Source organism: Paraburkholderia lebeckiae, from assembly GCF_050436225.1.
Classification (GTDB): domain Bacteria; phylum Pseudomonadota; class Gammaproteobacteria; order Burkholderiales; family Burkholderiaceae; genus Paraburkholderia; species Paraburkholderia tuberum.
On record NZ_JBNDLU010000001.1, the window covers coordinates 717,773 to 736,954 of the forward strand.

At 60.1% G+C, this 19,182-nt stretch carries 15 protein-coding genes and 1 pseudogene; 9 read left to right on the forward strand and 7 right to left on the reverse strand.

The features are described 5' to 3' along the window. The first annotated feature begins 131 nt into the window (after positions 1-131). From OKW45_RS03360 to OKW45_RS03390, 7 genes are all read left to right on the forward strand, one after another. Positions 132-1,217, forward strand: coding sequence for an alanine racemase (locus tag OKW45_RS03360; protein ID WP_429465936.1), 1,086 nt, complete (start codon positions 132-134; stop codon positions 1,215-1,217). A gap of 230 nt (positions 1,218-1,447) precedes the next feature. Next, positions 1,448-2,509: a transporter substrate-binding domain-containing protein gene (locus OKW45_RS03365; RefSeq protein WP_429465938.1), complete on the forward strand. Its 1,062-nt coding sequence runs from the start codon at positions 1,448-1,450 to the stop codon at positions 2,507-2,509. Between the two features lie 64 nt (positions 2,510-2,573). Next, a complete protein-coding gene (locus tag OKW45_RS03370) occupies positions 2,574-3,866 on the forward strand; it encodes an amino acid ABC transporter permease (protein WP_429465940.1) in 1,293 nt (430 codons plus the stop codon). Then, positions 3,866-5,002 carry an amino acid ABC transporter permease gene (locus OKW45_RS03375; RefSeq protein ID WP_429465942.1) on the forward strand — a complete coding sequence of 379 codons (1,137 nt, stop codon included), beginning with the start codon at positions 3,866-3,868 and terminating at the stop codon, positions 5,000-5,002. Before OKW45_RS03370 ends, OKW45_RS03375 begins: the two co-directional genes overlap by 1 nt. Before the next feature lie 71 nt (positions 5,003-5,073). Next, on the forward strand, positions 5,074-5,832 hold the full coding sequence (locus OKW45_RS03380; RefSeq protein ID WP_429465944.1) for an amino acid ABC transporter ATP-binding protein: 759 nt from the start codon (positions 5,074-5,076) through the stop codon (positions 5,830-5,832). 176 nt (positions 5,833-6,008) lie between these two features. After that, entirely contained in the window at positions 6,009-6,857 is an 849-nt protein-coding gene (locus OKW45_RS03385) for an ureidoglycolate lyase (protein WP_429465946.1), read from the forward strand. A gap of 341 nt (positions 6,858-7,198) precedes the next feature. Then, entirely contained in the window at positions 7,199-8,191 is a 993-nt protein-coding gene (locus OKW45_RS03390) for a LysR family transcriptional regulator (protein WP_429465948.1), read from the forward strand. A gap of 51 nt (positions 8,192-8,242) precedes the next feature. Here OKW45_RS03390 and OKW45_RS03395 read toward each other — a convergent pair whose 3' ends face one another. From OKW45_RS03395 to OKW45_RS03405, 3 genes are all read right to left on the reverse strand, one after another. Next, positions 8,243-9,031, reverse strand: coding sequence for an aldolase (locus OKW45_RS03395; RefSeq protein ID WP_429469230.1), 789 nt, complete (start codon positions 9,029-9,031; stop codon positions 8,243-8,245). Positions 9,032-9,247: 216 nt separating this feature from the next. Further along, positions 9,248-10,219 carry an ornithine cyclodeaminase family protein gene (locus OKW45_RS03400; RefSeq protein WP_429465950.1) on the reverse strand — a complete coding sequence of 324 codons (972 nt, stop codon included), beginning with the start codon at positions 10,217-10,219 and terminating at the stop codon, positions 9,248-9,250. 343 nt (positions 10,220-10,562) lie between these two features. Further along, on the reverse strand, positions 10,563-10,883 hold the full coding sequence (locus OKW45_RS03405) for a hypothetical protein (RefSeq protein WP_429465952.1): 321 nt from the start codon (positions 10,881-10,883) through the stop codon (positions 10,563-10,565). A gap of 916 nt (positions 10,884-11,799) precedes the next feature. Here OKW45_RS03405 and OKW45_RS03410 point away from each other — a divergent pair. After that, positions 11,800-12,759, forward strand: coding sequence for a LysR family transcriptional regulator (locus OKW45_RS03410; RefSeq protein ID WP_429465954.1), 960 nt, complete (start codon positions 11,800-11,802; stop codon positions 12,757-12,759). Here OKW45_RS03410 and OKW45_RS03415 read toward each other — a convergent pair. Further along, complete coding sequence (locus tag OKW45_RS03415; protein WP_429465956.1) at positions 12,756-13,700, reverse strand: cupin domain-containing protein; 945 nt, start codon at positions 13,698-13,700, stop codon at positions 12,756-12,758. The genes OKW45_RS03410 and OKW45_RS03415 overlap by 4 nt on opposite strands. Positions 13,701-14,616: 916 nt before the next feature. On the opposite strand from OKW45_RS03415, the gene OKW45_RS03420 reads away from it, so the two are divergent. Then, positions 14,617-15,675 carry an IS630 family transposase gene (locus OKW45_RS03420; RefSeq protein ID WP_429465958.1) on the forward strand — a complete coding sequence of 353 codons (1,059 nt, stop codon included), beginning with the start codon at positions 14,617-14,619 and terminating at the stop codon, positions 15,673-15,675. On the opposite strand, the gene OKW45_RS03425 is transcribed toward OKW45_RS03420, so the two are convergent. From OKW45_RS03425 to OKW45_RS03435, 3 genes and pseudogenes are all read right to left on the reverse strand, one after another. Then, on the reverse strand, positions 15,672-16,736 hold the full coding sequence (locus OKW45_RS03425) for a hypothetical protein (RefSeq protein ID WP_429469407.1): 1,065 nt from the start codon (positions 16,734-16,736) through the stop codon (positions 15,672-15,674). The two genes, OKW45_RS03420 and OKW45_RS03425, sit on opposite strands and share 4 nt — an antisense overlap. A gap of 147 nt (positions 16,737-16,883) precedes the next feature. Beyond that, a pseudogene (locus OKW45_RS03430) lies at positions 16,884-17,369 on the reverse strand (TniQ family protein); the annotation flags it as partial. A 198-nt stretch (positions 17,370-17,567) separates the two neighbouring features. Next, complete coding sequence (locus OKW45_RS03435) at positions 17,568-19,178, reverse strand: TniQ family protein (protein WP_429465959.1); 1,611 nt, start codon at positions 19,176-19,178, stop codon at positions 17,568-17,570. Positions 19,179-19,182: the final 4 nt, after the last annotated feature.

Genomic DNA, 19,182 nt, shown 5'->3' on the forward strand with positions numbered 1-19,182 from the left:
GAATTATGTCGAGCATGACACGTACAACAACAGATCCCAGTGAGCCTGAGTTCCACGGTGAGTCGCGCACCGCAACGCCTGGGCCAATCGAGTCCCTGTGCACCCCTGCGCTGTTGCTCGACGAGAGCCGCATGATGCGCAACATCGCGCGTCTGCGGGTACGTCTCGCGGAACGCAGCGTCAAGTTGCGCCCGCACCTGAAGACACCGAAGTCGATCGAAGTGGCGCGTCGCGTGATGGATGGTCCGGCCGGACCGGCGACGGTATCGACCCTTCAGGAAGCGGAGCAGTTCGCCGCCGGCGGCGTGCGCGACATTCTCTACGGTGTCGGCGTTGTGCCCAGCAAACTCGACCGCGTGAGTGCACTACGCCGGCAGGGCATCGACCTGTCGGTCGTGGTGGACAACGTCGACGCTGCGCGAGCGGTTGCCGAGCAGTCGCGGCGCACGAATGACCGCATTCCAACGCTGATCGAGATCGATTCGGACGGTCATCGCGCCGGTGTGCGGCCCGATGACACCGTCAACCTTCTTGCAATCGGCAACACACTGCATGATGGCGGTGCCGAATTGCGCGGGGTCATGACTCATGCGGGCGAATCGTACGCTTGCCGGAGCATCGACGAGATCGCGACGATTGCCGAACGCGAACGCGCAGCGGCAGTCGATTCCGCTGCCGTGTTGCGCGTTGCAGGATTGCCAGCCCCCGTCGTCAGTGTGGGCTCGACGCCGACGGCCCATTTCGCAGGCGACCTGACCGGCGTCACGGAGGTGCGTGCGGGTGTGTTCGTGTTTTTCGATCTCGTGATGACCGGTCTTGATGTGTGCACCGTCGACGATATCGCTGTCAGCGTGCTTGCCACCGTCATCGGTCACCAGGTCGACAAGGGATGGATTCTCGTCGATGCAGGCTGGATGGCGATGTCGCGTGATCGCGGTACGGCGTCGCAGAGAATCGACCGAGGTTATGGCGTGGTATGCAGTGTCGACGGCGTGCCCTACCCCGACCTGATCATGGTCCAGGCGAACCAGGAGCAGGGAATCATCGCCGTGCGCAGCGGTAGTGAGGCGTCGCTGCCGCAGTTACCCATCGGCTCTCTTGTGCGCATTCTCCCGAATCACGTTTGCGCGACGGCCGCCCAGCATGCCTGCTACGAGCTGATTCGCACCGGCTCACGTGAAATCGTAGCGCGATGGCCACGCTTTCGGGGCTGGTAATAATTAGCGACGAGTCCCTCGCCTGCTGCTAAGACAACGACACGGCTACTTTATGTCAGCTTGTCGAGTAGCGCGAAGCATTGCATGTCAGACCAGCTCGTCATGCGATATAGCTTCGAGAAAAAGAAGGAATCCGAAATTAACGTGGATAATTGGTTGCACTTTTGCGTCGCGCCGAGGGTGCTCGGGATAGGCGAGTCGACGTCATCTTTCCGGGCTGGAGAAATAACATGAAGATTCGCTTTAGTGCGGCCCGTTTCCTTTCGTGGCTGGCGGTGAGTTACGGTGCTTTGACTTTGGGAATGTCCGCTGCGCACGCCGATGAAGATCACCTGAGCACGGTGGTCAAACGCGGCACGCTGTTGTGCGGCACGGACAATGCAACACCAGGCTTCGGCTATCTGAACACAAAGACCGGCAAGATGGAGGGCATGGATGTCGACCTTTGCAGGGCTACCGCTGCCGCCGTGTTGGGTGACCCGAACAAGGTGCAGTACGTGATCGTCACGGACCGCAGCCGTTTTAACGCGCTTCGCACGGGGCAGGCCGACGTCGTTTTCGCACACAGTACGGTCACGCCGACGCGCGAGTCGGCAGCGCTCAGCATTTCCTTCCTGCCCACCAATTTTTATGACGGTACCGGTGTTCTCGTCAAGACCGCGCTGAAGGTCAAGCACATCAGCGACCTGAACGGTGCGACATTCTGCACGACGCAGGGTTCGGAAACGGAGCAGATGCTGGCGGGTTACTTCAAGGCTCACAACTGGAAAACGTCCACCAAGGCGCTGACCTATCAGGACACGAACAAACTGTTTGACGCCCTGAACTCCGGACGTTGTGACGCGATGGTGACGGACAAGTCGGCTCTGGCGGGCTGGCGCGGCAACGCGAGCAATCCGGCTGCTTTCCAGATTCTCCCTGAGGCGTTCGACAAATCGCCGCTCGCAGGGTTTGTGTCAGAGGACGACGCTCGCTGGCACGCTGCGTTGACATGGGTGATCTATGCGACCTTCGAAGCCGAAGAGCACGGCATCACCTCGAAGAATCTGCCGACCTTCGTCAAGACGACGGACCCGTACCTGCAAAAGTTCCTGGGTGTGAACGGTACGCTCGGCAAGGACTTCGGGCTGCAACCTGATTTTGTGCAGAAGGTCATCGCATCGGTCGGCAATTACGGTGAGATCTACGACCGCAATATTGGCCCACGGACACCCTACGCAATCGAACGCAAGGGTTCTCTGAACGCGGCATGGAATGACGGCGGCATGATGTATTCGCCGCCCTGGTATTAAGCAGCGCAAGTCGCACTGCAGCCGGCGGCCTGCAACCTGCCGCCGGCTTCAGCAGAGTCCGGATATGAAACCAGATCAACTGTCCGGCCGCATTGGAAATTCTGACGTCAGTGGAGAAGGAAGCGTGTCGCAACTAAAGCTGTCCAGCACGGAAAATCGACCGTTCGGACCTCCGCCTCCACCTGCTTCGCAGTCGGAGTTGAAGCGGCGGCGCCAGGCACGCACGCGCGCAGCGGCGATCCAGACGCTGATCCTTGCGGCCATTCTTGCGGTCGTGTTGGCCTTCTTCGCGACGGTATGGGGGGGGCTTCAACGCCATGGCATCGGATTTAGCCTCGATTTTCTCAAGCAGCCTGCAGGCTTCGACATCAGTGAGGGCCTGACGGTAGCGAAAGGTCCGCACGGTCTGTCGCTGGTGCCGTTCAATTCCCAGCAGACCTACGCCCAAGCGCTGATTACGGGTCTTTACAACACCCTCGTAGTCACGCTCATCTCGATCGTGCTCGCCACCGTTGTTGGCGTGATGGTCGGCACCGGGCGGATGTCGAGGAATTGGGTCGTCAAAAACTGGGCGTGGGCGTTTGTCGAACTCATCCGCAATACGCCGCTACTCATCCAGATCATCTTCTGGTATTTCGCTGTGCTGTTGCAACTGCCGAGCCTGTCAGATGCGACGCTGCTGCATGGTGCGTTGATCGCAAGCCGGCAAGGTGTGTTCATTCCATGGCTGGTTGCTACCCCGGCGGCGTCGCGCTACGCGTGGGTTGCAGGACTGGCCATGGCCGTGTTTGCCGTGGGTGTGCTGGTGGGGAGGCGAGGCCAGCGTCGCTTAGCCTTCGCGGTGAGTGCCGGGATATTGGCGCTAGGCGTTGCGGTCGCGGGGCGGCCGTTCAGCATCGACATGCCGCAGGCCAGCGCTTTTTCGGTGTCGGGTGGCGCGGGCTTGTCTCCGGAGATGGCCGCCCTGATCATCGCGCTCGGCGTGAACTTCGCCGCGTACGTTGCGGAAGTGGTGCGCGGTTCGGTGCAATCGATCGACCGAGGGCAGTGGGAGGCAGCCGCTGCATTAGGTCTCGGCCATCGTGAATCCCTATGGGTCGTCGTCTTGCCGCAAGCGGTGCGCGTCATCCTGCCTTCCCTTGGCAACCTGTACGTCACCATCGCGAAGAGCACTTCCTTTGCGATTGCGATCGGCTTTCCCGATATGTTCAGTGTGTATGGGACGGTCGCCAACCAGACCGGCCGTGCACTGGAGGGCATCATCATTGTCATGGTCGTCTACATGCTCATCAGCTTGTCCATTAGTGCGATCGCGAACCTGTACAACCGGCGTGTCATGAACAAAGGAGCTCGGTAATGGCAATGACTATCGGTCGGTGGGCGCGGCACAACCTGTTCTCGACTTCATCCAGTTCGCTGCTCTCGCTGGTGTCGATTCCGCTGACGCTTTATATTGCAGTCCTTGCCGCGCGCTGGGTCTTGTTCACCGCGCATTGGTCGGTCGTGGTGGACAACCTGACCGTATTGCTGGTCGGGACGTTCCCGGCAGACCAGATCTGGCGTGCGCTCGTCACTGGCGCCGGACTGAGCGCGCTGTTCGGCATGACGATCGGCCTTGTATTGATAGCGAAGCGCTGGAAGCGCCATGTCGTGAGCGGCGCAGTTCTGGCGGTGGCCGTGGCGGTGACGTATGGGATTCAATTTTATTGGCTCGCCGGTGTGTTCGGCTGTCTTTCCATCGCGCTGGTTGCATGCGCCGCTACGAGCCGCTGGCCCCAGATCGGCCGCGGCATAGGCCTGTTGTGGCTGCTGGGCGTTGGCATCATCTGCGCATTGCTGGCACCGGCCGGCGTCGACCGATGGGGTGGATTGCTCCTGAGTGTCCTCGTCACGGTGATTGCCACCTTGCTCAGCCTGCCGTTAGGCATCCTGCTCGCGTTCGGCAGGAATAGCCGGTTTTCGAGCCTGCGACTGGCGTGTTCGGGGTACATCGAATTGATGCGTTCCGTGCCGCTTGTCTGTACTGTTTACTGGTCATGGATCATTATTCCGCTGGTGTTTCCCCCTCAGGTTCACATTCCCGACCTTGCTCGGGGCATCGCGGGTTTCGTGCTGTTCTACGCGGCCTATACCGCCGAGTATGTGCGCGCGGGTATCCAGAGCGTGCCGCGGGGGCAATCGGAGGCGGCCCAGTCTTTGGGCTTCAGCAAGCGGGACGAGAGTTTCGTCATCGTTCTTCCGCAGGCATTGAAGGCCGTGATTCCCGCGCTCGTGGGGAACGTGCTTGATCTGTTCAACAACGTACCCGCGCTGTTCATTATCGGGCTTACCGATTTTCTGAAGGCAGGACAAACCGTGCTCGCCAATCCGCAGTACAGCGGCTCGCAAGACGAGGTTTATGCCTTTCTGTTCGCTGCTTACCTCGCGATCGGCTCGCTCATATCGTACGGTGCTCGCCGGATTGAACTGAAAATGAGCGAGGGTGCGCGCTAGCCGGCGCCTCGAAAAGATGGATGGCCAGCTTCTTTGCTGGGTGAAGATATTTTTTTGACAAAGGAGTGGACATGTCCGCGATTGTCCAAATGCACAAGCTGAATAAATCGTACGGTGCATTTCACGTGTTGAAAGACATAGATCTGCAAGTGCAGAGCGGCGAGGTGGTGGTCATTATCGGTGCGAGCGGCTCCGGCAAGTCGACCCTGATTCGTTGCGTCAACGGGCTGGAGAATTTCCGCGATGGCCAACTGATTGTCGATGGAATCGAGCTGGCGCCGTCGGAGGATGGGGTCGGCACTTCAAGGAAGGAACTGGCGGATATCCGTAAGGAAGTCGGCATGGTCTTCCAGCACTTCAATCTGTTTCCGCACAAGACCGTTCTGGAAAACGTGATGCTCGCACCGATCCGCGTACGCAGATGGCCGCGTGCGCGCGCCGAGACGATTGCCCGCAAGCTGCTTGAGCGCGTTGGACTACGAGACCATGTCAACAAGTACCCATCCCAGCTTTCCGGCGGACAGCAGCAGCGAGTCGCTATTGCGCGTTCGCTGGCGATGGAGCCGCGGGTGATGCTGTTTGACGAGCCGACCTCGGCGCTTGATCCGGAAATGGTAGGCGAGGTGCTTGAAGTGATGCGCGAGCTCGCCAGTTCTGGAATGACGATGATGATCGTTACCCATGAAATGGGCTTCGCGCGCGAGGTGGCGGACCGGGTTATCTACATGGACCACGGCAAGGTGCTTGAACAAGGGGAGCCGGCCGCCATCTTCGACAATCCCATGCACGACCGTACGCGTACGTTCCTGTCACGGGTACTCAAGCATTGATGCCGCGGCGACGCTCGCCGAGCCACGAACCCGTCCAGCCGGCGCACGCGTGGGGCAGGACAGAGAGGGCCGGCGCCGAGATGAGTTGAGCTGACGCGCGAAGAGGCGTCCGACCGGGCTAAACGGTTGACCCGAAGAAGCCCGATTTTCAATAGAAAACTTTAGGAAGTCAAACGATGAAACTGCTTCGTTATGGGCCAAGAGGGCATGAAAAACCAGGCTTGCTGGATAGTGACGGCAAGATTCGTGATCTGTCTGCTGTCGTGGACGACATCGCTGGTGACGTGCTAACAGACGCAGGGCTTGCACGGTTGCGCGCCATCGGTCCTGCGTCGTTGCCCGTCGTGCAGGGCGAACCGCGCATCGGACCATGCGTTGGCAACATCGGTAAGTTTGTCTGTATCGGCCTGAACTACGTCGACCATGCGGCCGAATCGAATTTGCCAGTGCCGACGGAGCCGATCGTTTTCAACAAGTGGACGAGCGCCGTCTGCGGCCCGAATGACGGCATTGAAATCCCGCGCGGCTCCGTGAAGACCGACTGGGAAGTCGAACTCGGCGTTGTCATCGGCAAGTCTTGCAAGTACGTCGACGAAGTAGATGCGCTCGAGTACGTAGCGGGCTATTGCGTGATCAACGATCTGTCGGAGCGCGAGTGGCAGATTGAACGCGGCGGCACGTGGGACAAGGGAAAGGGCTGCGACACATTCGGACCAATCGGCCCCTGGCTCGTGACTCGCGACGAAGTGGCCGATCCGCAGGCACTCGATCTGTGGCTCGAGGTCGACGGGCATCGCTACCAAAACGGCAATACGCGCACGATGGTGTTCCGCGTCGCGAAGCTGGTTTCGTATTTGTCCCAGTGCATGAGCCTGCAGCCGGGTGACGTGATCTCTACCGGTACGCCGCCGGGAGTCGGCATGGGGGTGAAACCGTCGCCGGTGTTTCTGAAGCCGGGGCAGACGATACGGCTTGGTATTGATGGTCTTGGCGAACAGCAGCAGACCACGTACGCGGCCGAATAACACGCTCGCCGCATGCATTTCGGCGAACAATGGGGCGGCGAGGTTGTTTTCGTGAAGTGGCCGCACCCTAAGTCATATCAGAGGCCGTGCGCAATTGAGCCCGGACACCGGCTCGCGCGCTCTGCAGTCACTCGCGCGAATGTGTCGGGTGCGGGTCGATGGTCTTGCGGAACTCGCGTGATTGAGGGTCGGCCGGGCTGAGCGGACATCATCGTTATGAATCCGCAGACGAATTGTGCAGGCGGATCGCAGGGAATCTCTCGTGTCAAACGCAAATAGCAATGGCGGTCAAAAAACCCGCAGACTACCATCCTCGGATTGTTGCGCTCACACTCAAGTCAATGATCTCGACCGAGGACCTGCACTTTTTCATTATGCTTACGAACGCGGCGTCACTCGCTGACGCCGCGCGCAAGCTCGACGTCACGCCGCCCGCGGTCACGCAGCGACTGCGTCTTCTTGAAGCGCGCTTGGGCATGCGGTTAATCGACCGATCGGGGCGGCGCATGGTGCTCACCGATGAGGGCGAACTGCTTGCGAGCAATGCGCGCCGGATCTGCGATGACATCGGCAATCTGGCGGACACGCTGGCATCGCGACGCGGCTCGGTGGCTGGACATCTGCGGGTGATCGCGCCGCTCGGTTTCGGGCAGCGTTATGTCGCGCCTGCCATTGCTGAATTTCGCACCCTTTACCCGGAAGTCAACGCAAGCCTCATGCTATCCGATCGTCCCGCGAGCATCTCAGACGATATGTGGGACCTAATGGTACATATCGGCGAATTGCGCGATTCGTCGCTTGTCAGCCGGCGCCTTGCACCTAACCGCCGCATCCTGTGCGCCGCGCCCTGCTATCTGGCCCGGCGCGGCGAACTGCGGTATCCGGACGATCTGCGCGCGCATGACTGTATCGCGCTGCGTGAAAACGATGAAGACGTGACGATGTGGCGCTTCACGCCGAAAGATCATGGTGCACCGGCGAACGTCCGTATCGAACCGGTCATGACGAGCAATGATGGTGGCACCGTGCGCGATTGGGCACTGGCCGGACTCGGGATCATTTCACGTTCCGAGTGGGATGTCGCCGAACACCTGAACGCGGGGCGGCTTGTCCCACTGCTCGGTGCATGGACGCAACCGGACGCGGATATCGTCGCGCTGATCAGTTCGCGGCATGGGCGCTCGCTGCGCGCAACTCGTTTTCTTGAGCTTCTCCATGCCTCGGTGTTGCAACAGCCTTGGCTCCCGCGAAATGGCAGCGAGCATCCCGAGCGCGGCAAGTGTGCAAAGGACCCGCGTGCCGATGGCTCAGGCGCTCGCGCGACTGCCGTCTGACGGGATGTGACCGCAACGGTATGCCGTCACTCTCAAACACCATGACTCAGGTTAGTCCCGGTAGTCAGGTTCCAGCTTATCGAGCCTGCGTTTGATGCTCTCAAGATGTAGCTGACTGGCTTCCTCGGCGCCGGACTCCATTTGTTCGAAGGTCAATCGCGCGATCTGTGGATCGACCGGTTTCAGAGGCACGCCCGTTGACAGCGCGAGGCGTTCCACTTCGCAAACCCGTTCGAGATAGTAGAGGTCGTCCCAGGCTTGCGCGATGCTTCGGGCAGCGACCATGACGCCATGATTTTTCAAAAAGATCACGTTCGCGCTCCCGAGTGCGGCTGCGATGCGTTCGCCTTCACGGTTGTCCAACGCGAGGCCGCCGAAACGCTCCTCCACCGCGAGCCGGCCGTAAAACCTCAGTGATGTCTGACCCGCCCATCGCAACGGCGGCCCTTCGAGCATCGACAGGGCGGTTGCGTTCGGCATGTGCGTATGAAAGCATGCAACGGCATGTGGATGGTGCAGATGCACCTGCCCATGAATATGAAAAGCCGTGCTTTCGGGCTCCCCTTTTCCAGCGAGAACCTCACCGTCAAAATTGCAGATCAGCAGGCTGGAAGCGGTGATTTCATCGAATGCGTAACCGAGCGGGTTGACCAGAAAGAGCCTCGGGTGTCCCGGCACGAGCGCGGAGAAGTGGTTGCAAATGCCTTCATGAAGGCCGAGCCGCGCGGCCATGCGAAAGCACGCAGCGAGATCGAGACGCGCCTGCTGGATGGCAGGAGATTTCAATTCATCAGACGTGTGGCGTGAATTTGAACCTATCGCGGAATGTGTGGAAGTCACGTCATCCATATTCTTTACCCGGACGTCTCTTGGTTGCGACGCGTGCAATTGAGTCGTATGGCTGGCTCAACGACATTGCGTAAGCGTTCGACGTACCGCTCCTTTGGAAAGTTGAGTGTGGCCGCCTAACCGTCTTCTCCATCAACGAACTGATCGACCCGATCGGTGCTGGACTTGGTCTGACGGCCTGTGCTTGTGGTCTGTGACCCAATGATATTACCAGGGCCACGCCAACGACGTTGCCGTGCTTGTTTCGCAGGCGCGCTGATGAAGCAGGCGTGCCACCGTCAGGTCCTGCAGGGCAATACCTGTCATGTCGAATAGCGTGATGTCGTCCGCTTGCCGGTTTGTCTGGACCCGGCCGGTGATCACATCGCCGATCTCGATAGATACGGTGCCCGGCGCCCATTGAGTCTCGCCGATTTCTCGCGCCTGGGTCCGGTCGTCGACGAAAACGCGACTGCACATCAGCAAGCCTTCGGGAAGTTCACGTTTGCCTTTCGTGTCGGCACCGACGCAGTTGAGGTGAGTCCCGGGTCGTACCGCCGCCGCGTCGAAGAGCGGCCCGAAGCCTGGAGTCGCGGTGATCACCACATCGCTTTCGGCAACTGCGGCGTTAGGATCGGTCGCATGCGAGACTTCGCAGTGTCCGGTGAAATGCGCTTCAAACGAAGCATCGCGTTGAGCGTCCGCGGTGATATAGCGAATGGAGGAAAGCTGCTTTAGCACACGCAGCGCGAATGTGACCTGAACTCGCGCCTGTACGCCCGTGCCAAAAACGCACAGGCCGGCGCTGTCCGCACGCGCGAAGAGTGTCAAACCCAAGCCACCTGCCGCACCCGTGCGCATGGTCGTGATTGCGTTGCCGTCGATCACGCATACAGGCCGGCCGGTCTTGGGATCGATCAACATGATGGTGGCCTGGTGAGGTTCGCCGCCCACGCCGCGGTTTGCAGGCCAGAACCCCGCAGCCTTAAAGCCGAGCAGGCCTTGCGACTGTACGTCGCCCGATTTGATTCCAAATACGCCACCCGTCACGAGCGCCTCCCTGACAACAGGAAAGACACGCCCTTCGCCCGCGCTGTGCAGAGCAAACGCCTCCCGTACCGCGTCGACGACATCGTCAGGCTCTAACAACCCCTCGACTTGGTTTTTGTCGAGAAGAATCAGCTTGCCATCATTTCGCATCGTATTACACCTTTGTTTGTGAATAGTTCGATCCTGCGAGCGTTTCGCACGTGCGCTAACCAACGTGTGCCAGTCGAAGAGTCGGAGCGCGGCCGGGCTCAAGGAGTACTGCGCCGGGGTGCGGCTGCTAGAGGGGCCGCCGCGCGGTTGGCGTTCCTCGAACATAACTGTGTTACCGAGACGCACATCAGCGCGGCAACACCGAACATCGGAACGCGATCGGAGCCGGTAAGGCTGTGCAGCCAGCCCGTTGCGTAAGGTCCGCAGATGCCGGCCAGCGTGCGGATGATTTTGACGAGCCCGATGCCGGACGCAGCGGCCACGTTGTTCAGATACCGAGGAGTCAACTGCCAGAACGATGCATGTGGGGCATAGACGCCAACCGCCCTAGGGTGAAAGCGGCCATCACCTCATAAGGCGACGAAAGATACAGCGCTGCAGCGAACGACAAGCCGCCCAACGCCGTTGGAATTGCGACGTGCCAGGCGCTGAACGAGGAAGGTCGGGCATATTGTCCCCCCAACAGAATCATCACTGCCGATACCGCAAATGGAAATGCGGTGATCAGCCGGACTCGGAACACTGAATACTTCCCAGCGAACACGGGCGCAACTCGGTTCGACGCGATCGCGAAACCAAGAGTGCCGATGCGCAGACTTTTCATCAAGTACTCCTCATTCCTGCGTCACCCTCAATGGCATCGAAGGCGTATCTGCCCAACGGGGTATCAACGGGCAATGGCGTTACTTTCTGCGGCTCGGCGGTAGACTGCCGGCGTGCGTGACGGCAGGTGTGTTCGCCTGCCGTTTGAAAATTATTAGTTGTCAAAAAGCCGTTGGGGTTAAGGCAGTCTGACTGATTAGTTAACTTGTGGATTAATTACGTCTCAAGCGAGTAGCCGGTCCGGCGTACGTCGCAGGGCAACCTGATGGACATCCAAGTCAAAGGAGCATCGTCAGGACCAGCGCGGCTTGCTCTGCTACCCACACGTCAATGCGCCTAGGCCGGACTTGCCGGTCAGGCGCATCGTCGGTGCCGTTCACTTCTTGCCGATCTGACGCTGCCCTACGGACAAGTGCTGCACGACTACAACCGATAACACGCATTGCCGTTCCGTCGATCTCTGTAGTGTGGATGGCCGGTATGGGTCCGGCGAGCAGCCATTCGCCGTCACGACGCGAACGACCTATCATGGCCGAGAGCACCAGTTCAATGAAGGTCCTGTAGAGCGACCGTTGAAAATCGTCGACGGCCGCTTTCGGGCGGCTTCTGTGGATGAGTACTGTCGGCCATCAAGCGACGTTCACGAACCTGCTACCAAGGACCGGAAGTTCCTCTGAAGCGGACAGCCACGTTGGTAATCTGAACGGACTTGCTGGGTGCCGCCTCTATGGCTTTGACGCTGTGATCAACTCCTCTTCACGTTAGCAGCGCGGTACAAGTACACTATCGGTCTAAGCAAATCCGGATTATCCAATCCGCGCGCATGCGCCGAGTTTTCGCGGGCAAGGCGTTGCGCGGGTTCCGGTCCTTACTTCGTGAAGTCCGTTGTGGAACGCTCGATTCGCGTCAGAAATGCCATGGATTATTTTGCCGCAGTACGGGCCTTCGTTTGCGCAGCGGAACTGCAGAGCTTTAGCAAGACGGCCGTTGAAATGGCAGTCAAGACGTCGACCATCTCGCGCTACGTCAGTGCGCTAGAAAACGATTTGGGCATAGCCCTGTTTAACCGGTCGACGCGGGGGCTCGTCCTGACGGAGGGCGGCAGGCTGTTTCGTGAGCACGCCATGGTTGCCCTAAAGGCGCTCGATGACGCGCGGCAGGTTACGTCGTCACTAAATCGCACACCGCAAGGCGTGCTGCGCGTCACGATGCCGTCGGCATTCGGGCGCCGACACATCGTGCCGCATCTGCCGGCGTTCATGACGCGCTATCCCGACATCGACCTCGATATCGTATCGACCGACGAAACGCTCAATATGATCGAAGTCGGCATCGACCTGGCGATCCGTATCGGTGCGCTGTCCGATTCGTCGTTGATGGCAAAACGCATTGCTCCGCATCGTCGTATCGTGTGCGGCAGCCCGGCGTATTTGGAGCGTAGCGGCACGCCGAATGTCCCTGAAGATCTGTCCACGCACGATACGCTTCGTCTGTCGCTGTTGCCGGACGACACCTGGTCTTTCACGCGCAGGGCCAATGCAAAGAGGTCGTCGGAGCAGACGCAAGTGCCGGTGAAGCTGCAGGGGCGCTTGCGCGCAGACGACTCCGAAGCTGTGCTGGAACTGGCCGTGGCCGGCTGCGGCCTTGCGCTTCTGCCGACGTGGCTCGCGTCCACGGCTCTGCGCGAAGGGCGTCTGCTGCACGTGCTGCCTGAATGGGACGCGCGCACGGGACGCGCCGAGCCTGCGATCTGGGCAGTCTATCCGCCGAAGAAAATCGTCTCGTCGAAGGTGCGCGCGTTCGTGGCTTACTACGCCGAGGTGATTGGCGAGCCGCCGTACTGGGACGACGGACTCGCACTGGAGCTTCAGACCTAACGCGCGAAGCGGATGTCAAGCGTGCGCAGCCATGTCTGCAAGCCGGCATCCTGGATCGGAATCACATAGGCGTTTTCATTTGTTTCATTGAAGTGCGCGTGCCAGTAGCCCGGCGGCGTAACGAATGCCATCCCGGTTTCCCAATCGACGCGTGTCGGATTGGCGATGTTGCCGTTCTCATCCAGTTCCGTGCCGACCAGCGTGTAGACGCCTGGATTGCCACCAGCGATGAAGTCGAGCGCAATCGATTGATGGCGGTGCGGCTTCTGCACGGAGTGGGGCGGCACGATACCGAACATCGCCCACAATACATGCGTGACCGTACGCGTCTGCGGGAAGTTGATGTTGCCCAGCAGCACGCTGATGCGGTTTCGGAGCCCCGCGTTGGCTTCTTCCGAGACCTTGCGCAATTCCGCCTGTGCCCGCGCGGCGGGGTAGAGCGTTGGGGCAAAGCGCGGCCGGACGCCCGTTGTACCGAGATAGGTGAGCAGCGGAGCGTCGTTCACGTAATAGAGCGTGGCGGTCGCGTCGGCGGTGAACACTGCAGCATCGCCGCCAGGCAGCGTGAAGAAATCGCCCTGCGCAAACGAAAAGCGGTTCTCGCCTTGAGCCACGCTGCCGGTTCCGCTGATGACGTAGCAGACCTGGGAGGTCGCATTCGGCGCGAGCGTCAATGCCTCTGCCGCGTTGATGCGCAGGAAACTGGCGCTCAACCCAGGACCCGTCGCGGGACCGGGGCAGCCCAACTCAGCGGAAAGGTCGAGTGGGACGATGCGGGTCGCGCCGTCCGCATAGAGCGAAGGCTGGAAAATGCGGAAAGGCACGCGCGAAATGAGCTTCGCGCCGATCGGATTGGCGGACGACGTGTATTCGAAGTATTGCGCGTCCGAAGTGGCGGCAGCGAGTTCGGCGGGAAGCGTCGGGGACGTGCTTGTCAACATAGTCAGCTCCTGTTGATGGGGGATGCTTCGTGCGGGCCTCTGAAGTTGGGGCTGGCGTCCGAAAGCTGAGCTGACTATAGGTGTGGAGCGCCGGCCTCAGAAGTGCCGGATATCGAAATCACCTTTGCACAAAAGGGCACGCTGTGAGTCCGCTTCGGGAGGGCCGCTGGTTGTTCGCGGTCGGCCACGGTTTGCTTGGGCACATTCAACAACTCCGCGTTGAACGGCATAGATTTCAGCGACAGCGGACGATTAATGTCCGACCACAATCGTCCGCTCAGGTTCGGAAGTGTAAGTTCGCTGATGCAGGAAGCTGCCGCCCGGCGGCCCGATGTCGCCACCGTCGGCAATCCGTTCCACTGCCGACGTAGGACACAGTCCTCTCCAACGTCGGGAATGGCCGAATTTTTGTCATTGAGCGAGAGTACCGGGTGACTGCCGGACTCTGATGCCCGGCGTCTGGCCTCTCGCGTCGCGACCGGCGGCGGTGGGTCCGGCGCCCGCCTGATCAGTCCGGAGAAGAGGAGGATACCCGCGTCGTACCTGCGTACCGGCGCCTCAAAAGAAAAAGCCCGCGCGCGGCGGGCCGGAATCCATGCGGAGACATGGAGGAGACGGCTTAGGGTATGAACCCTGGCTTGATCTTCTGCACGCCCGAGGGTGAAAGACCGTGTCACGGACCCGGCCCCCACGCCACGGCCGGGGAGGGCGCGCCGCGCCGGGGACGGGGAGTGTCTGTGCGCCCCGGCAGGCCGGCGAGGGCGGGGACGGGCTGGCCGCGATAAGCGGCGTTATCGTGGCAAACTCGCTATGCCAGTCTCATGAGGAGCGAGTGAGATCACTGGTTCTGCTAGCGATTTCGCGATTTAAGCGCCTAGTCCGTTGGACCAATGAAATTGCACCGATCTAAAGGTGCATGGGAAAAATGAATCTGAGTGAAGCCGAGCGCGAAGAACTGCTGTCGATGCAGCGGAGCCGAACGATGGCCGTTGGCCAGGTAAGGCGAGCGCGGTTGATCCTGCTGCTCGACGAAGGAGCCTCGCGCGGGGCGATCATGAACGAGTTGCGATGCGATTCGCGTTTCATCACGACGTGGCAAAACCGCTTCGTCAGTGAGCGTCTGGCAGGCCTGTATGGCAGGCACCCAGGTCGTGCGCCGCGCCGCGACCCGGCGCGTCTTGAGGCGAGAGTGCTCGACTACACGCTGCGGCGCAAACCGGCAGACGGCTCGACGCACTGGAGCAGCCGCAAGTTGGCCGCGCAGCTGGGCGTGCCCTTCATGACGGTTCAACGTATCTGGCGCAAGCACGACATTCGGCCACATCGTCTCGATACCCACATGGTGTCGAACGATCCCGACTTTGAGGCCAAGGCAGCCGATGTGATCGGCCTGTACCTGAACCCGCCGTTGCATGCGGCGGTGTTCTGCGTGGATGAGAGAACGGCTATTCAGGCGCTTGATCGCAAAGACCGGATGCTGCCGCTCTCGCCGGGGCGCGCCGACAGTCACGGCTTCGAATACAAACGCAACGGCACCCTGAGCCTGTTTGCAGCGCTGAATGTCGCCACCGGCGAAGTGCTGGGCAAGACTGCACCACGCCATACCAGTGCCCAGTTCGTCGCGTTCCTCACCGAGGTGGTATCGGCGCAGCCAGCCAGAAAGGAAATTCACGTGATCTGCGACAACGTGAGCAGCCACAAAACCGAGGCTGTTCAAACCTTTCTGTCTGACCATACGAATGTCTCGATCCATTACACCCCCACGTATTCGTCATGGTTGAACCAGGTCGAGAACTGGTTTGCTCGCATCCAGCGCGACGTCATCGCGCGCGGGGTATTCACCAGCACCAGGGACCTCGACAAAAAACTCATGCGCTACATCCGCCAATACAACAAGCAGGCCGCCCCGTTGAAATGGAAGTACTCCGATCCAACTCGGCGCATCCGGTGCAATTCATCCGGTTCAATGGACTAGTTCCCTTTTTCGACCAGATCACCGAGAACGCGTCTGATCAGCTCCGAAGACGCCTTGTTGTTCCGTATATGCGCACAGGACGCAATTGCCGTGACGGTCATCGGACCGTCCCGCACCTGGAGTTCGTGAGCTGCCCATAAGATACGGCGGTGCCGCAGTTCGCCCCTCGCGTGCTGTATCTCAACCTGAAATCTTGGGTCATGTCTTAAGGCCTTTTTTGCGTTGTCGTAGCCAAGTCGGGCGCGCGCGGCTAGCTCAGTGACAGTGAGGGGGGCGGGGTACCCCTCTTCCAGCAGTGCGGCGCGGAAGGCGTCCCGGAGGGCCCGCACGTGCTTGACCGTCATCGGTGGAGGCGCTCGCCGGGTGGATTTCCTCGATTTATCCGATGTGATACGGTCGCGGGGACGGTGCGACCATGCAATGTCGGGGCACTCGTTACGTAACCACGACTGATCACGCACTTGTGCGCGCAGGAAGGCCGCGCTTCGGACGAGCAGCGTTCGCTGGTCTGTCCGTACCTCCTTGCGCCTCCGTTTGCCGGCCATGTATTGTTTGATCCAAGCCCGGTCCTCGCTGATCGATGGCGGCGCAGGTACAGCCTTCTTTCCTCGAAAATGACGCGTCAACCAGTTTGGGTCAAGGAGCCTGAGGACCCAGTAGTGGATGCCGGTTCCACGTGACGGACGCGCGCCAGGGAAGAGCCGAGCATGCCGCAACATGAATACTCGCGCGCGGCCCACAGTTGGCACCTGCGGCCAACGTTCAGCAAGGTCAGCTTCCTTGGGATTTGGAAGGTCGAGCGCCGCGAGCAACGCACAGAGATTGACCGCGCGGGCTTCGCACATCGCCCGGTAGTGGGGAAACCACACCCAGCGAACATTGGATACCAATTCCTTTTCGGCTCCGCTGGACCTTGTTGCGTAGCCTCCGTAGGCCTCCGCAACGATCTGTTTTTGTCTGGCAATACCTGCCTTCGATAGAAGAAAACCGTGAAGTCGTGACCGGTCGTACGTGGGCACGCCGCTTCTTAGGGCATCAACACTGACTTTTACCAGCTTCACACGTACTTCATCGAGGCCGGACGGTCTAATGGCTGCAGACAGGTCATAGCCGCAGATGCATGTTAACCAAGGCAAAAGAAGCCGACTCCCGAGTTGTGGCGCGCAACTTCTGCCGCACCGTACACAGCTTGAGAGGAGGCAAACCTGGTGCTCGGGACAAACTGTTACGTTTGGCAGTTGATGCACCCGATGCCAGTAGGGCTCGCCAACAGCACGGATGTCCGAGGTGAGACACACCGGGCAATACCGTATCCCGACCTGGGAGCGGTAATGCTTGATGATATGCCGGGGATTTTGTATCAACTGTCCATTCTGCCCGTAGAGGAGGGGGAGATTTTCAGTACCCGACAAAATGCCTTGCTCTGGTGGAGCAGCGTCGAACGCGAGCCAATAGGGTAAGGTTGTTAGGTTCAGGAGAACGTGCTCGTAACACGGCGCACCCAATGCCTTGACCAGTGCCACCAACCCTGGCGAATAGTCAGGAATATCGAAAACCTTAGGCGCATTAAGACCAGTGTCTAGCTCCCGTAGGAGACCGAGCCAGGCACCTCTTCCATTGTGCAATTCGTTGCGCGCCAGCCATGAACCGAGAATTTCGTCCGGGTATGGCGGCAATGTGAAAGGGAGCTGCATCGAATCTGAACTGACCTCCGATGTTCATGTTGTCGCTTAACGGCCTGGAGAAACAGACGTAGCGCGATTTTGGCGTATGTCCTCTGCACGTCCTGCTTTACCTGGCTCGCGGGCGCCTTCGCTACCGAAGGCCGTACACTGAGTCGGATATCAGAGTCACGTTCCGTGTTTCTCGAAGTGATTGCTGTTTCTTTCCATTCATCGAACACCCTGACGGCCGTCCTCGTGGCGGGCATTGAACGGCATCTTCCTTGCACATCTGATTTCCAGTGCAAGGGCGCGGTCCTTCAGAAGCGTACTTCTTGCCATCGGCAGTGTAATGCCCGCCAGCGCCGCGAGCCTGGCAACCGTCACCGGCACGCGCGAGCCGTCGTGGAGTGTCGCTTTTAATGCAACGCGTAAAACCCTCGCGTGATGAGCGAGAGCCGTCGTGCTTGTCAACGGTCTCGGGAGTGCCGTCTGGTCGCGCGGACGCACAAGGGAATCTGCACGGAGGTTGAAATACTCACAACGCTGCTTTTCAAACCAGGTGCAGTCTCTCACAGCCGCCCTTCGTCCGGCCACGCTCTGCGCAATCAGCCGCCAGCGATATGTCCTTGTTCTGTCATCCGTGGCACCGGCAGTGGCGGACCGGGAAATCCGGTCGCGGTCGGCCTGCACCGAAGGAACTGGGGTAAAACGGGTTTGCGGAAATTGACGGCGAAGCCAGTCGGCGTCGAGCAGGCGCAGCACCCAGTAGTTCTGGCTGTTTGCTGACGCGCGCTCACCCGGACAGTTTCGTGCGCGCGCCAGCATTGCGCCACGCGCATTTTCGACAGACGGAACGGCGCGCGGCCTGCCGCAATCCTCACGCTCCCGCTGGACCTCGTCCTTGGTTGCAGCGGAGCGTTGGGCGACCGAAAAACTGATGTCCATCGCGGCCAGTAGCGCGCAGCAGTCCGGTGCGCGCAGTTGGGAAAACCGATGTGAAAGCGGGAGCCATAACCGGTCGACATAATCCCGAACAGACTGCGGGAAGCTGCGCGAGAGAGCGGATGGGCCGTACGCGTTCTCAATCAAGTGCTCTAACTCACCGGAATGGATGCGCGACCGGAAGAAATCGCGCATCTGTGAGCGGCTGCAGAGAGAGGTGCCCACAAGCAGTGCATCGCGGCTGACTACGGCCAGCTTGTACCGGATGTCGGTTTCGGTGACCGGATCGCCCGGTCGGCCGAGATCGCAGCCGCATTCGCATTGCATTTTCGGTAGAGGGATGGAACCGGTTTCGCCAGCTATGTAGACGCGGGCGCAGCGCGGGCAGCAATTCAGAAGGCGGATCCGATGGCCCGGGCAGCATGTCACGTTCGGCAACTGATGCGTCCGGTGCCAGTAAGGCTCGCCGAAGCAACGGACGTCGTCCTCCAGACACTGGGGACAAAAGCGGATGCCGGCCCGTGCCCGATAACGCCGCGCCATAGCTGACATATTCCGCACTATCCCTTTTCGTGTGCCAAGCAAGACATTCAACGTCGTACCAGACAGCTGACCATCTTCGGGTGGCGCGGCATCAAAAGCGAGCCAGTAGGGCAAGGTCGTGAGATCGGTCAATGCTTGCTCCTCGCCAGCCATGCCGATGCTCCGAAGAAGCGTATCCAATCCGGGTGAAAGGCGCGGAATGTCGAACGCGTTTTCGTCCGACCGCGGTCCATAACCGGCATCGCACAAGGCGGCACGCCACCATCCGTGGCCATTGTGAAGCCGAAGCCGTGAGAGCCACGAGCCGAGAACTTCATCGGGACAGCGCGCAAGACCGAACGGTGGAGCAGGCATAATA

What these genes read in the sequence shown, in the direction of transcription:
- OKW45_RS03360 (WP_429465936.1), top strand. Translation starts at nt 132, where the DNA reads ATGATGCGCAACATCGCGCGTCTGCGGGTACGTCTCGCGGAACGCAGC.
- OKW45_RS03365 (WP_429465938.1), top strand. Translation starts at nt 1,448, where the DNA reads ATGAAGATTCGCTTTAGTGCGGCCCGTTTCCTTTCGTGGCTGGCGGTG.
- OKW45_RS03370 (WP_429465940.1), top strand. Translation starts at nt 2,574, where the DNA reads ATGAAACCAGATCAACTGTCCGGCCGCATTGGAAATTCTGACGTCAGT.
- OKW45_RS03375 (WP_429465942.1), top strand. Translation starts at nt 3,866, where the DNA reads ATGGCAATGACTATCGGTCGGTGGGCGCGGCACAACCTGTTCTCGACT.
- OKW45_RS03380 (WP_429465944.1), top strand. Translation starts at nt 5,074, where the DNA reads ATGTCCGCGATTGTCCAAATGCACAAGCTGAATAAATCGTACGGTGCA.
- OKW45_RS03385 (WP_429465946.1), top strand. Translation starts at nt 6,009, where the DNA reads ATGAAACTGCTTCGTTATGGGCCAAGAGGGCATGAAAAACCAGGCTTG.
- OKW45_RS03390 (WP_429465948.1), top strand. Translation starts at nt 7,199, where the DNA reads ATGATCTCGACCGAGGACCTGCACTTTTTCATTATGCTTACGAACGCG.
- OKW45_RS03400 (WP_429465950.1), bottom strand. Translation starts at nt 10,219, where the DNA reads ATGCGAAATGATGGCAAGCTGATTCTTCTCGACAAAAACCAAGTCGAG.
- OKW45_RS03405 (WP_429465952.1), bottom strand. Translation starts at nt 10,883, where the DNA reads ATGAAAAGTCTGCGCATCGGCACTCTTGGTTTCGCGATCGCGTCGAAC.
- OKW45_RS03410 (WP_429465954.1), top strand. Translation starts at nt 11,800, where the DNA reads ATGGATTATTTTGCCGCAGTACGGGCCTTCGTTTGCGCAGCGGAACTG.
- OKW45_RS03415 (WP_429465956.1), bottom strand. Translation starts at nt 13,700, where the DNA reads ATGTTGACAAGCACGTCCCCGACGCTTCCCGCCGAACTCGCTGCCGCC.
- OKW45_RS03420 (WP_429465958.1), top strand. Translation starts at nt 14,617, where the DNA reads ATGGGAAAAATGAATCTGAGTGAAGCCGAGCGCGAAGAACTGCTGTCG.
- OKW45_RS03435 (WP_429465959.1), bottom strand. Translation starts at nt 19,178, where the DNA reads ATGCCTGCTCCACCGTTCGGTCTTGCGCGCTGTCCCGATGAAGTTCTC.